The sequence below is a fragment of the Streptomyces sp. NPDC017993 genome (assembly GCF_044328065.1).
In the GTDB taxonomy this organism is placed as follows: domain Bacteria; phylum Actinomycetota; class Actinomycetes; order Streptomycetales; family Streptomycetaceae; genus Streptomyces.
On record NZ_JBIRGO010000040.1, the window covers coordinates 1 to 13,154 of the forward strand.

The following is a 13,154-nucleotide window of genomic DNA, read 5'->3' on the forward strand; positions in this document are numbered from 1 at the left end:
CACCCGCTACGACAAACGAGCCCACCACTACAAAGCCCTGGTCACCCTCGCCTGCCTCCGACTGTGGCTCCCATGACTTTGCGGACACGCCCTAGAACGTGTACTGCGGATTCACCTTCATGCAGGCCTTCTTGTCCTCGCCGTTGAGTGCGTCCGCGCTCTCCGGGGCCTTGTCCGCGGCCTTGTCGTCGCCCTGCTGCTTCGGGTACTCCGTACCGGTGCGCCAGTCGTTGCCGACCACGAGGCGCACCTCGGAGACCGAACGGGACTCCTTGACCGCGCTGTCGGGCAGGCCCAGCGCCTTGGCCAGCGCCAGGGCATCGCCCCGCCCGGCCTTGTCCGGGTAGCTGACGGTGGTGTCGGCCTGGGTGCTCAGGGCCGAGTCGGTGTCCGCCGCGGTGTAGCCGAGGCCGGTCAACTGCTGCTGGATCACGCTCGCCCGGCCGGCGACCGGGCCCGAGACGCTGCTGTTGGTGCCGTTCTGCACGATGACCTTCAGCTCGCTCTTGGGCGTCGACGCCTTGGGTGCGGGCGTGGGCTTCTTCTTCGCGTCCTTGCCGTCCAGCGCGGTGTCGTTGCGCAGCAGGGCGAAGGTCTGTTCAGCCTCGCCCGGCTTGGGGACGACGTAGCTCTCGCCCGGGCCGTACTGCCAGGGCATGGTGACCATCGTGATGCGCTTGGTCGGCACCCGCTGGAGGTCGCCGCCCAGGTCGTAGAGCTTCTTGACGCTGCCGAGGCCGTCGTCGACGGTCAGTGCGGCAGTGGCTGCCTCCGCCAGATCACGCAGCTGGCCGGGGTTGGTGAGCTTGGTGCCGGCCTTCAACTGCCGGACCATGGAGTTCATGTACATGTGCTGGGCCTTGGCCCGGCCGATGTCGGTGTTGTCCTCGAAGCCGTAGCGGGTGCGCAGCCACTGCAGGGCCTGGACGCCCTTGACGGAGTGGGTGCCCGCGGTCAGCCGCAGCCCGCTGCCGTGCCCCTTGCTGTCGTGCGAGTAGATGTTCTTGTCGACGCAGACCGGGACTCCGCCGATGGCGTCCGCCATCTCCACCACGCCGGAGAAGTCGACCATCATGAAGTGGTCGATGTAGATGCCGGTCAGCTCCTGCCAGGTGGCGAGGGTGCAGCCCGGACCGCCGTGCTGGAGCGACTGGTTGATGGCGGCGGTGGTCTGCGGATAGACCTTCCCGCCGCGCGGGTCGGTGCACCGGGGTATCGGCACCCGGGTGTCCCGCGGGATGGAGATCACCGACATGTTGCTGCGGTCGGCGGAGACGTGCAGCAGCATCTGGACATCGGCCAGCGGCTTGCGGTCCGCGTCCTGACGGGCGCCGCCGAGCTTGATGTTCTCCTTGTTGTCCCGGCCGTCCGACCCGAGCAGCAGGATGTTGAGCGGGCTCTGCCCGAACGCGTTGGGATCGGGCTTCTTCAGTCCGCCCGCCGACAAGTCCCTGCGGTCCTTGCGGAGTTTGGAGTTGAGGTGCTCGTAGTAGAGGTAGCCGGCGCCCGCTCCGGCCACCAGCAGCAGGGCGAGGCTGATGGCCGTCCAGCGCAGCACCTTGCGGCCCTTGCGCCGACGCGGCCGCCCCCCTTTGCGGTGGCTGCTGCCGCCGTCGTCGTCGGGCGGCACGCTGCCGCTGCCCGGGGGCGGCGTCCAGCCGGGCGCATCCGGTGGCAGTCCGCTCTCGTACGGGCCGTCGCCCGCCGGATCCTGCGCGTCCGGCCGCCGCCGGCGTGTTCTGTCACCACGCACACTGCTCTGCCGCATTGGGCCCTCTCCCCGTTGTCAGTCATGTGGTGCACTCGGCGCCTCGGCGGCAGCCGGATCACGCTCTGTTCACTTGGCGCAGATGTTCTTGTCATCCGCGTTGACGTTCTGCACCCCGTCCGGGGTTTCGGTCGGTGCCTCGACCGGCGTGCCAGGCGCGGTGAAGTCCTTGCCGAGCACCAGCTTCATCGGGTCCCGTGAACCGGCGTCCTGCGACGACTTCTTGAGCGCGCTCTTGGGCAGTCCCATCCAATCGGCCAGGGTGGCGGCCTGGTCGGCCTGGTTCGGGGCGTATTCGAGACGGGTCGCGTCCAGCTTCTCCGGGGCGTTGCCGGCGTTGGTGGAGAGCTTGGCGGCCTTGGTGTTCTGCAGCCAGTCCACGGTCTCCTGCGCCGCGCCGAGCGGCCCGCCGCCGTTGGTGACGTCGACGCGTACGGCCTCCGGCGGGGCCTTCTTGGCCGGCCCGGAGGCCTTCTTGCCGCCCTTGCCCTTGCCCTTGGACAGGGTGTGGTCCGCGCGCACCATCTGGAACAGCGGATCGGCCTTGGGCTTGTCCAGTACGACGGTGGCCGGGTCATCGGGGTTGTCCAGCACCGGCACCGTGGCAAAGGTGATCTTGTCGATGTCGACCTTCTTGAGGTCGGTACCGAGGTCGAGCAGCTTCTTCGCGCTGCCGATACCGGTGTCGACGGTGAGCGCCTTGGTCGCCGCCTGGCTGATGTCCAGCAGCTTGCTCGGGCTGCTGAAGGCGCTGGACTTCATCTTGCGGATCATCGAGCTGAGGAACTGCTGCTGGAGCTCGATCCGGCTGAGGTCGCTGCCGAAGCCGACGGTGTGCCGGGTGCGCACGAACGCCAGCGCCTGCTCGCCCTTGACGATGTGCTTGCCGGCCTTCAACTTCAGGTGCGACTTGGGGTCGTTGATGTCCTTGGCCGCGCACACCTCGACGCCGTCGACCGCTTCGGACAGCTCCTTGACCGCGTTGAAGTCGGCCATCATGAAGTGATTGACCTTCAGGCCGGTCAGCTTCTCGACGGTGCGCCAGGTGCAGCCCGGGTCGCGGCCCGCCTGGCCGAGGCTCGTGTTGAAGCGCACCCCCTGCTCTCCGGGGATGGTCTTCTTCGAGCCGTCCGGCTGCGATGTCGGGCAGTTCGGGATGTCGGTGATCATGTCGCGCGGGATGCTCAGGGCGGTCGCGTTCGTACGGTCCTTGGAGACGTGCATCAGGATCGTGGTGTCCGCGTGCCCGACGCTGCCGGCATCGCCGTAGCCCTGGTTGCCCTTACCCGAGCGGGCATCGGTGCCGATGATCAGGATGTTGACCGGCCCGTCGGACACCGCGTCGTTCTCGACGCCGACATCGACCTTCGAGATGTTGCCGTCCAGCTGCTGGTAGATGAAGTACGCGCCACCGCAGCCGGCGACGAGGACGAACCCCACCACACCGGCCGTCCAGTACAGCGCCTTCTTCTTCACCGACTTCTTCGGCTTGGCCTTGCGCCGGCCCGCACGGCCGGCCTCGGCCGCCGTCGGGGCCCGGCCTCGGCCGGTACGCCGCTCCGCCCGGCCGCCGGACGGACGCTCGTCGGCGTCCTCCGCGGCACGCCCGCCCCGGCGCCCGCGCTGGGTCGGCAGGGGGCGTGTGTCGGTGTCCCCGCCCTCGGCTCCCGCGTTGCGCGCGGCGCGTCTGGATCCGGGCGTCTTTCGGGCGGAGGGCCGCTCCGCCGCTTGACCGGCAGGGTCAAGCCGCAGCTCGTAGTTGCCGGTGTTCGGATCGAACACCCACTGATCTGCGGGATCGACATTGTCGCCCGCCCGCCCACGGCCTTGCGCGTCCACGGTGCCTTGAGTCCTCCGTCGGTGCCACGCGGCGCCATCCCCTCAAGGCGCTCGGTCGGTCGATTGTGCATTACGTGCCTGGCCGGTCCCGCTGGTCGAGCGAACCGGATCGCTCACACTATCGGCCCAGTTCAGCGCCTAGCGACGCCCGTGACAAATTCCACTTCCCTACAACTGGGCATTCCGCCCAATCCATTCGAGTCGTTGAGCGTACCTTTGCATCATCTTTATTCGCAGATCCCGCGTTCTGCGGTGGTTCCCGGAAAGGTCGGGTCCGAACTGCTGGACGGCGAAGGCGATCCGTCCGGTTTGTCGTCCGCGGCGGTGGCGTTCGAAGGGGCCGGTGACGCGGTCGAGCCCTGCGGCGACGGGCCGTTCCCCGTACGGGCCGCGTCCGCGTCCTCGGCGGGCTCCACCTCCACCGGCAGGTCCTTGCGCAGCTGGCCGAAGAGCCGCTTGGCGTCCGGCTGCACCAGCTCGTCGCGGTTGGCGTCGAAGCGGTACTCCTGGCGTGGCACGGTCAGGAACTGGACCCGCTCTGTGGGAATGCTGCGCATGCTGCGGACCAATTCGTAGAGGCCGGTGAGCGAAGCCAGATCTTCGTCGGTGGTCAGCGAACTCGTCGCGGCATCCAAGAGCGGATAGAGACGGGTCGGATTGAGCAGCACACCATTACTCTGCACTTTCTTCACGAGAGCGCCAAGAAACTGCTGCTGTCGTTCCATACGCTGGGTGTCGCTCCCGTTGCCCATGCTCTTGCGTGCCCGGACATACCCGAGCGCGGCCTCACCGCGCAGCGTCTGGCGTCCGGCGGGCAGCACCAGGTGCGCCGCGGGGTCGTTGACGGGCCGCGGCAGGCAGACGTCGACGCCGTGCACCGCGTCCACCATCTTCTTGAAGCCCACGAAGTCGATGATCATGTGGTGGGTGATGCGAATACCGGTCATCTTCTCGACCGTGCGGATCGTGCAGGCGGCGCCGGCGAACTGGAACGCCCAGTTGAACTGCACCGTCTGGGAGTCGACCTGCTTGCCGTCGGAGCGCTTGCAGCGGGGCACCTGCACCATCAGGTCACGCGGGATGCTGACCGCCGTGGCGCTCTGCCGGTCCGCCGCCAGATGCAGCAGGATCGCGGTGTCCGAGCGCTGGGTGCCGCTGTCCTCGCCATACTTCCCGTTGCCGTCGCCGCGGTTGTCGGAGCCGATCAGCAGGACGTTCTCGACATCCGGAGGGCCCGCCTCCGGGCGCTCGGCCTCGTACTTCTCCAGCTCGTTGCGGGTCGCGCTGTCGGTACGGATATTGCCGTTGAGCTTGGTGTAGAGCGCCCATCCGGTGCCGGCCGCGACCAGCACGAGGGCGGCCACCCCGAAAGCCGCCCAGCGCATCAGGCGCTTGCGGCGGCGCGGAGTGCGCTGCGGGCCGGGCCCGCCGGAGGCCGACCGCCGTCCGAGGGGCCACGCGGGCCAGCCCCGGTTCGTGGGGCGCTCCGCCCAGCGCGCGGCGTTCTTCCCGGCCGGCCGGCCGGCTCCGGACTCCCCGCCCGGCGCGTGCGGAGCCGCCCCGGCCCCCGCCGCCGGCCGCTGCCCCGATGCAGGCTGAGGCGGCGTCGGTGACGCGCCCTCCTCGGGGCCCTCGCGGTCGGAAGGGGTATCCGGGCTCTCGGTCACGTGTGCGTCCATCCCTCACGGAGTCGGCGGCGCGCCCGCACGCGGGGCCCGGTCGCTCAGAAGACGGACGAACCCCGTGCATGGTTGTACGTACGCAAGATCATGGACCGAAATGGGCGAACCGGCCCTTTTCTGCGGGATTCGGGTCCGCCGGACGGGGGAGTCACGGCCTCAGGAGTGGGGTGACGTCACCGTGAAGGTGGTCTTCTCGCTGGTCTCGCGGGCGGCGGTCCCCTCCGCGCCCAGCTGTTCGAGGTGGCGGCACAGCACCACGGAACCACCGGTCGCCAGCGGCGCGTACAGCCCGTGGGACAGGCCCTGCCAGCTGTCGTACCCCAGGCCCGACAGCACGCGGGGTGCCTGTGGCATCCCGCCGGCCGCCGCGTCGGCCACCGCACGTTCGGTGATCGCCGCGCCGGTCAGTTCCTCGCCGCCGACGACCAGCGCCGGGGCACCCGGATCGACCGGCGTGAACGGGACGAACCGGTCGCCCTGGGAGGGCACCTCCACGGCGTAGTCCGCGAAACCCTCGGGTGTCTGCGGGAAACGGCCGCCCAGCGGGCGCAGCGCCAGCGCCACCCGCTCCCCGGAACAGCCGCGGGCCGCGTCCAGATGGTCGGGCCCGCTGACGACGAGGTCGGCCGAGGACGGGGCGCCGCCCACCTCCGCGACCACACCCACCGACGAGCAGGCCAGCAGCCAGACGGCGGTCTGCCAGTGCGCGGGCAACAGCAGCGCGAGCCGGTCACCGGGTTCGGCGGCGAGGTCGCCCTGGAGGTAGTTGGCGGTCTTCGCCACCCAATTGGCGAAGGTGGCGACGGACAGTTCCACGCGCTCACCGGTGGCGTCGTCGTAGAAGGTCACGAGCGGGCGGGCCGGGTCCGCGGCGAGCGCGGAACGCAGCAGGTCGGCGGGGGTGCGATCGGTGGCGTTCATCGTGGCCAGATTACGCGCGGCGCCGATTGACGCTCCGTCGGGCACAGCGGGGCACGCCACCGGTTCGGCCGATGCCCCGTCAGATCACCGATGGCGCGTTCCGCCCGGCCGCCCCACGATTTGGCCATGCGTGCCTTCTTCGTGACTTCGCTCGGCGCCGCGTGCACGGTCGCCCTCGCCCTTCCCCTCGCGGCGCCCGCGGGAGCGACCGCCGCCCGGCCCGCCCCCCACTCCGCCCCGTCCTCGCCACCCGACCGGACGGTGCCCGGCACCACCCGGTCCCTGCCGGTGGAACGCCTGGGCGCGGCCGCCGACCGCGCCGCGTCCGCGGCCGGGCTCCGGGGGGTGTCCGCACGCAAGGTGCAGCCCTTCTCCCTGCTGGGCGTCGTCTGGGACGACGGCCGCGCCGAACTCAAGGGCCAGGTGCAGGTCCGCACCCGCACCACCGGCACCGACGTCTGGTCCGGCTGGCAGGAGGTCCAGGCCCACAACGACGACGGCCCCGACCTGGATGCCGCCGAGCGCCGCGGCGGCCGCGCCCGGGGCAGCACCGCCCCCCTGTGGGTCGGCGACTCCGACGCCGTCCAGCTGCGCATCACCCCCGAGACCGTCGACCGGGCACCGGCCACCCTCCCGGGCGGGCTGCGCCTGGAACTCGTCGATCCGGGCGACGAGCCCGAGACGGCACGCGGCGTGCAGGCCGGCCCGCCCGCCCCGCTCGCCCCCGCCACCCCGGAGGCCGCCGCGAGTTCCGCGGCCAACGGCCGGCTCGCGCCGCTCGGCGCCACCGAGATCCCGGCCCTGGACAAGGCCGCCTCCCAGAACGACGTGACCGCCGTGGACGACCGGCCGGCCGGCGCCCATCCGTACGTCGGGCCGCGCCCGCGGATGGTCACCCGGGCCGGCTGGGGAGCCGACGAGAGCCTCCGCGAGAAGGCATTCGCCTACACCTCGACCGTGCGCGCCGCCTTCGTCCACCACAGCGCGTCCGGCAACAACTACACCTGTGCCCAGGCGCCTTCGGTGCTGCGCGCCATCTACCGCTACCACGTCAAGACCAGCGGCTGGCGGGACATGGGCTACAACTTCCTCGTCGACAAGTGCGGAACCGTCTACGAGGGCCGCGCCGGCGGCGTCGCCAAGCCGGTCATGGGCGCCCACACCCTCGGCTTCAACCACGACAGCATGGGCATCGCCGTGCTCGGCACCTTCACCAGCATCGAGCCGCCGAAGCCCGCCGTGGACGCGATCGCCTCCCTGACGGCCTGGAAGCTGGGTCTCTACGGGGTCGACCCTCAGGACATCGCCCGGCTGAAGTCCGCCGGCGGCAACCGCTTCAAGAAGGGCGCAGAGGCCAAACTGCACGTGATTTCCGGCCACCGGGACGGCTACAACACCCAGTGCCCCGGGGCCCGCCTCTACGACAAGCTCGGCACCACCCGGACCGCCGCGGCCAAGCTGCAGGGTCGCTGAGGCGGCTTCCGGCCGGTTACCGTCCGGTTGGCCCATCGGTGAACCTACCCGGCACGCGTTGCGTCCTACCGACAATGAAGCCGCCCACACGGCGGAGCACCACCGGAAAGCGTCTGCCTACACTGGTCGGCCGATCGCCGACCCCAGCAGGAAGCAGAGAAGACAAAGGTGACTGAAGCGATCCTTCTGGTCGGCGGCAAGGGCACGAGATTGCGCCCGCTGACGGTGCACACGCCCAAGCCCATGGTGCCGGCGGCCGGTGTGCCGTTCCTCACCCACCAGCTGGCCCGTGCACGGGCCGCGGGCGTCGAGCACATCGTCCTCGCCACCTCCTACCTCGCGGAGGTCTTCGAGCCGTACTTCGGCGACGGCTCGTCCCTGGGCCTGCACCTGGAGTACGTCACCGAGGAGGAGCCGCTGGGCACCGGCGGCGCCATCCGCAACGTCGCCTCGCGGCTGCGCTCCGCGCCCGGCGACCCGGTGCTCATCTTCAACGGCGACATCCTCACCGGCCTGGACATCGAGGCCCTCGTCGACACCCACCGCACCACCGGCGCCGACGTCTCCCTGCATCTGACCCGGGTCGAGGACCCGCGCGCCTTCGGCCTGGTGCCCACCGACGACACCGGCCGGGTCACCGCCTTCCTGGAGAAGCCGCAGACCCCCGAGGAGATCGTCACCGACCAGATCAACGCCGGCGCGTACGTCTTCAACCGCTCCGTCATCGACAGCATCCCGGCCGACCGGCCGGTCTCCGTCGAGCGCGAGACCTTCCCCGGACTGCTGGCCGACGGCGCCCACCTCCAGGGCATGGTCGACTCCACCTACTGGCTCGACCTCGGCACCCCGCAGGCCTTCGTGCGCGGCTCGGCCGACCTCGTCCTGGGACGCGCCCCGTCCCCGGCCGTCCCGGGCCGCTGCGGCGACCGGCTGGTCCTGGAGACCGCCGAGGTCGCCCCGGACGCCAAGCTGACCGGCGGCACGGTCGTCTGCGCCCGCACCACCGTCGGCGCCGGCACCCGCATCGAGGGCAGCGCCGTCCTCGAAGGCGCGGTGATCGAACCGGGCGCCCGCATCCAGGACTCGCTGATCGGCGCCGGCGCGCACATCGGGGCCCGCACGGTCCTGGACGGCGCGGTCATCGGCGACGGCGCGCGGATCGGCGCCGACAACGAGCTGCGCGGCGGAATCCGTGTCTGGTGCGGCGCCGACATCCCGGCCGGCTCGGTGCGCTTCTCCTCCGACCAGTAGCGGCGGCTCGGCGGGCCCCGACCCGCGACACCTCCGCCCGGTGACCGCGGTCTTCCCCCGCCACCACCGGGAGATCCCTCCGGCGTGTTCGCCCGATCGCCTAACCTGGCAAGATGCCCGCCCGCACCTGGGTCCCGCCCGGCCCCTACGACCTGCACCGCACCCTGTGCGTGTTGCGGCGCGGTCCGGGCGACCCCGCCTTCGCGGTGCGCGGCGACGAACTGTGGCGCGCCTGCCGCACCCCTCAGGGCCCCGGCACCCTGCGCGTCGTCGCCCGTCCGGCCGCCGGCACCGTGGAGGCGGAGGCGTGGGGGCCGGGCGCCGACTGGCTGCTGGAGCGGCTGCCGGTCCTGCTCGGGGAAGCCGACGACCCGGAGGAGCTGACCGCCAGGCACCGCATCGTGCACGAGGCGCGCCGCCGCCACCCCGGCGTCCGGCTCGCCAGTACGGGTCTGGTCCTGGAGTCGCTGATCCCCTCGATCCTGGAGCAGAAGGTCACCAGCGACGAGGCCTACCGCGCGTGGCGGCTGCTGCTGCAACGGCACGGCGAGCCCGCCCCGGGGCCGTGGGAGCGGATGCGGGTGATGCCCGATCCGCGCGGCTGGGCGCTGATCCCCTCCTGGGAGTGGCACCGCGCCGGGGTCGACGCCAAGCGCTCGTCGGCGATCCTGCGTGCGGTACGCGTCGCCCGCCGGATGGAGGAGGCCGCGCGGATGGACCTCGCGGATGCCACCCGGCGCCTGATGGCTCTCCCGGGCATCGGCCCGTGGACGGCCGCCGAGACCCTGCAGCGGGCCCTCGGCGCACCGGACGCGATCACGGTCGGCGATCTGCACCTGCCGAAGATCATCGGCTATGCGCTGACCGGCCGCCGCGGCACCACCGACGAGGAGATGCTCGAACTGCTCGCGCCCTACGAGGGACAGCGGCACCGCGCGGCACGGCTGATCCTGCTGTCCGGCCGCACCCCGCCGCGCCGCGCCCCGCGCTTCCCGGTCGGCGACATCGCCCGGCTGTGACGCCACCGGCCGCGCCGCACCCCGGGACCGCGGGGCGCGGCACCGGAGTGCGGGGTCAGCGCACCAGGAGGTAGTCCGCGCCGTCCCGGGCGGGCCGCTCCCGCGGCGGCGCGGCCGGGCGGCCCACGGCCACCGCGCCCATCGGCTCCCAGTGCGCGGGCAGGTCAAGGACCTCCCGTACGACGTCCCGGCAGAACATCGTGGAGGACACCCACGCCGAGCCCAGCTGCTCACCGGCCAGGGCGACCAGGAAGTTCTGGATACCGGCGCCGTGGGCGACGACGAACATCTCCCGCTCGGCGGCGTTGCGCCGCGCGTCGGGGTAGGTGTGCGAGCCGTCCATCACCATGCAGGGCACCACCAGGCAGGGCGCGTTGCGCAGCACATCGCCGCGCCGTACCCGCTTGGCGATCGACTCCTCGCTGAAGCCGTCCGCCCGCAGATCCGCGATCCATGCCTCCCGCATCGCGTCCAGCAGCCGCAGCCGGCTCTCCGCGGACTCCAGCAGGACGAACCGCCAGGGAGCGGTGTGGTGCGGGGCCGGGGCGGTCACGGCGGCGGCCACCGCGCGGCGCACCGCGCCACCGTCCACCGGCTCGTCCCGGAACTCCCGGATGGTCCGCCGCAGCGTCACCGCCTCCCGCACGGCCTCGGAGGTGCCGAGCCGGAACATGTCCTCCTCCGCGTCGCGGACCAGCGCGTGCGCACCGTCCGCCGCGTCCGCCTCCTCGACCACCCGAGGCAGACCGCGCAGCACCGCGACCGGCAGTCCGCCCGCCTTGCCCTTCACCAGGTCGCCCGCGGCGGCCAGCTCGTCGGCGGTGGCCACCACCGTCGCGCTGAGCGGATTGCCGTACGCGTCCACGCCGCCGCGCAGGTCGTCCAGCACCCGCACCCCGGCCGCCCCGATGGCGACATCGGTGAGCCCGCTGCGCCACGGCCTGCCGAACGTGTCGCTGACGATGACGCCCACCTCGACGCCGAGCGCCTCGCGGATCCCCGCCCGGAGGGCGCGGGCCGAGGCGTCCGGGTCCTCCGGCAGCAACAGGACCGTCCCGGCAGGAGTGTTGGAGGCGTCGACACCGGCCGCGGCCATCACCAGGCCCTGCCGGTTCTGCACGATCCGCAGCGCACCGCGGCGCGCCACGACGCGAACCGTCTCCTGGTCCACCGCAGCCTCGCGGTCGGTGGCCTCCACCACCCGGCCCTCCGCCTTGCTGACGATCTTCGAGGTCACCAACAGCACGTCGCCGTCGGCGAGTCCGGGCAGCCCCTCGCCGGTCGCCGCCGCGGAGATCAGCTTGACGAGGTCGTCGCCCGGCCGCACCTCGGGAATGCCGGGCAGCGCCCAGACCCGGTACGCGGGGACCTCGCCGGTCATGCGCGGACCTCCTCGGCCAGCGCCAGCGCCTCGCGCACCATCGCGGCCGTGGCCTCGTCGTCCGTCATCATCAGCGGGATGGCCCGGCAGCGGATGCCGGCCGCCTCGACCTCGTCCACGGCACCCGCGTCCACGGAGTCGACCAGCCAGCCGTCCAGCAGGCCGGAGCCGTAGTGCCGGGCCACCGCCGCGGCGGTGGCCTCGACGCCGACGGCGGCCAGCACCTTGTCGGCCATGCCGCGCACCGGGGCGTCCCCGACGATCGGCGAGAGGCCGACCACCGGCACACCGGCGTCCGCGATCGCCTCGCGGATGCCGGGCACCGCCAGGATCGTGCCGATGCTCACCACGGGGTTGGACGGCGGGAAGAGCACCACGTCGGCCTCGGCGATGGCGTCCAGCACCCCGGGGGCGGGCTTGGCCTGGTCGGCACCGACCGGCACCACGGCGTGCGCGGGCACCGAGGCGCGCAGCCGCACCCAGTACTCCTGGAAATGGATCGCCTTGCGCTCGCCGTCCTCCTCGACCGCGACATGCGTCTCGATCCGGTCGTCGGACATCGGCAGCAACCGCACGCCGGGCTTCCAGCGGGCGCACAGCGCCTCGGTGACGGCGCTGAGCGGGTAGCCGGCGCCCAGCATCTGGGTCCGCACGATATGGGTGGCGAAGTCCCGGTCCCCGAGCCCGAACCACTCGGGGCCCACGCCGTAGGCGGCCAACTCCTCCTTCAACCGGAAGGTTTCGTCGGCGCGGCCCCAGCCCTGCTCCTCGTTGATGCCACCGCCGAGCGTGTACATCACGGTGTCGAGGTCGGGACACACCTTCAGCCCGAACAGATGGATGTCGTCACCGGTGTTGCCGATCACGGTGATGTCCGCGTCCGGAGCCGCTGCCTTCAGTCCCCGCAGAAAGCGGGCGCCGCCGATACCGCCGGCCAGAACCACAATGCGCATGACGACAGTGTGTCAGTCGGCGGCCTGTCCATGAGCGGCGGTGGACAGGCTGCCGGCGGCCGTCAGGGAGCGGCGGACTCCCGCGCCGACGACGCGCACCGGGCGCTCGCGCTGTGCCCCGCGGCGGTGTCCGAGGCGGGGAGCATCGGCATCTCGGTCAGGCCGGGGAAGTAGATGTGCAGGCTGACGGCGGGGGCCAGGGCGTCGTTGACGACCTCGTGGACGTAGCCCGGGGCGAAGACCCGCTGGGCGCCGGCCCGCAGCGTGTGGTGCCCGGAGCCGGCGTGCTCGGTCAACTCGCCCTCCAGGACGGTCAGCACACCGGAGGACGGCCCGTGGTCGTGCCGGCCGCTGCCCTGCCCCGGCACCCAGCTCAGCAGCCAGACCTCGTAGCCCGGTCCGGTGCGCAGCCGGTGGTACCAGCGGGTGGTGGTGTCGTAGCGGACGAGTGGGGCCCAGGAGGCGCGGTCGGCGGCGATGGAGCGGGCCAGCCCCACGAAGCCGGCGACGGTGGCCGGGTGGGCCGGAACGGGCGGCAGCAGGTGGGGGATGGCGAGCGGGTCGCCGGCGATCTGGACGTCGCTGTTCATGTGCTTCGGGTTCCTCGGCGGAAGTGCTGGGGGCGGTGGCGCTGGGGCCGCCTCCCAGCGGTAGCTGGGGGAGGGTGCGGCACGGCGCGGGGCTTCCCTGTGGGGGGCACTGCGCGATGGCGCGGAGCAGGGGCGCTGCTGGGGTGGTGCGAGCGAAGAAAGCTGGAGCTCAGTGGCTTCGACAGCTGGAACAGCGACAGCGAGCCTGCGCAGCGCAGAGCGACCCGTAAGCACGGGTCAGGCGGGGCGCGGGGGTCACTGGCATGGGGTCAAGGAG

10 protein-coding genes are annotated in these 13,154 nt (G+C 72.1%); 3 read left to right on the forward strand and 7 right to left on the reverse strand.

Annotation, left to right across the window (positions count from 1 at the left end; genetic code table 11):
- Positions 1-91: 91 nt before the first annotated feature.
- The 4 genes from ACH4FH_RS37535 to ACH4FH_RS37550 form a co-directional block, all read right to left on the reverse strand.
- Positions 92-1,768 carry an LCP family protein gene (locus ACH4FH_RS37535; RefSeq protein WP_398560468.1) on the reverse strand — a complete coding sequence of 559 codons (1,677 nt, stop codon included), beginning with the start codon at positions 1,766-1,768 and terminating at the stop codon, positions 92-94.
- Between the two features lie 69 nt (positions 1,769-1,837).
- On the reverse strand, positions 1,838-3,607 hold the full coding sequence (locus ACH4FH_RS37540) for an LCP family protein (RefSeq protein WP_398560469.1): 1,770 nt from the start codon (positions 3,605-3,607) through the stop codon (positions 1,838-1,840).
- A gap of 227 nt (positions 3,608-3,834) precedes the next feature.
- A complete protein-coding gene (locus tag ACH4FH_RS37545) occupies positions 3,835-5,274 on the reverse strand; it encodes an LCP family protein (protein ID WP_398560470.1) in 1,440 nt (479 codons plus the stop codon).
- Between the two features lie 171 nt (positions 5,275-5,445).
- On the reverse strand, positions 5,446-6,210 hold the full coding sequence (locus tag ACH4FH_RS37550) for a TIGR03089 family protein (protein ID WP_398560471.1): 765 nt from the start codon (positions 6,208-6,210) through the stop codon (positions 5,446-5,448).
- A gap of 126 nt (positions 6,211-6,336) precedes the next feature.
- Here ACH4FH_RS37550 and ACH4FH_RS37555 point away from each other — a divergent pair, with 126 nt between their 5' ends.
- The 3 genes from ACH4FH_RS37555 (at position 6,337) to ACH4FH_RS37565 (ending at position 9,953) form a co-directional block, all read left to right on the forward strand.
- On the forward strand, positions 6,337-7,683 hold the full coding sequence (locus ACH4FH_RS37555; RefSeq protein WP_398560472.1) for a peptidoglycan recognition protein: 1,347 nt from the start codon (positions 6,337-6,339) through the stop codon (positions 7,681-7,683).
- Positions 7,684-7,851: 168 nt separating this feature from the next.
- Entirely contained in the window at positions 7,852-8,934 is a 1,083-nt protein-coding gene (locus ACH4FH_RS37560; protein WP_398560473.1) for a sugar phosphate nucleotidyltransferase, read from the forward strand.
- Between the two features lie 113 nt (positions 8,935-9,047).
- Positions 9,048-9,953, forward strand: coding sequence for a DNA-3-methyladenine glycosylase family protein (locus ACH4FH_RS37565; protein WP_398560474.1), 906 nt, complete (start codon positions 9,048-9,050; stop codon positions 9,951-9,953).
- Positions 9,954-10,008: 55 nt separating this feature from the next.
- Here the strand turns inward: ACH4FH_RS37565 and ACH4FH_RS37570 are convergent, their stop codons facing one another.
- From ACH4FH_RS37570 to ACH4FH_RS37580, 3 genes are all read right to left on the reverse strand, one after another.
- Positions 10,009-11,334: a coenzyme F420-0:L-glutamate ligase gene (locus ACH4FH_RS37570; RefSeq protein ID WP_398560475.1), complete on the reverse strand. Its 1,326-nt coding sequence runs from the start codon at positions 11,332-11,334 to the stop codon at positions 10,009-10,011.
- On the reverse strand, positions 11,331-12,287 hold the full coding sequence (gene cofD, locus ACH4FH_RS37575; protein WP_398560476.1) for a 2-phospho-L-lactate transferase: 957 nt from the start codon (positions 12,285-12,287) through the stop codon (positions 11,331-11,333). Before cofD ends, ACH4FH_RS37570 begins: the two co-directional genes overlap by 4 nt.
- A 62-nt stretch (positions 12,288-12,349) precedes the next feature.
- Complete coding sequence (locus tag ACH4FH_RS37580; protein ID WP_398560477.1) at positions 12,350-12,877, reverse strand: cysteine dioxygenase; 528 nt, start codon at positions 12,875-12,877, stop codon at positions 12,350-12,352.
- Between the last annotated feature and the right edge of the window lie 277 nt (positions 12,878-13,154).

Excerpts from the sequence above, each read along its gene's own strand:
- ACH4FH_RS37535 (WP_398560468.1), bottom strand. The coding sequence starts at position 1,768 with ATGCGGCAGAGCAGTGTGCGTGGTGACAGAACACGCCGGCGGCGGCCG.
- ACH4FH_RS37550 (WP_398560471.1), bottom strand. The coding sequence starts at position 6,210 with ATGAACGCCACCGATCGCACCCCCGCCGACCTGCTGCGTTCCGCGCTC.
- ACH4FH_RS37555 (WP_398560472.1), top strand. The coding sequence starts at position 6,337 with ATGCGTGCCTTCTTCGTGACTTCGCTCGGCGCCGCGTGCACGGTCGCC.
- ACH4FH_RS37565 (WP_398560474.1), top strand. The coding sequence starts at position 9,048 with ATGCCCGCCCGCACCTGGGTCCCGCCCGGCCCCTACGACCTGCACCGC.
- ACH4FH_RS37570 (WP_398560475.1), bottom strand. The coding sequence starts at position 11,334 with ATGACCGGCGAGGTCCCCGCGTACCGGGTCTGGGCGCTGCCCGGCATT.
- cofD (WP_398560476.1), bottom strand. The coding sequence starts at position 12,287 with ATGCGCATTGTGGTTCTGGCCGGCGGTATCGGCGGCGCCCGCTTTCTG.
- ACH4FH_RS37580 (WP_398560477.1), bottom strand. The coding sequence starts at position 12,877 with ATGAACAGCGACGTCCAGATCGCCGGCGACCCGCTCGCCATCCCCCAC.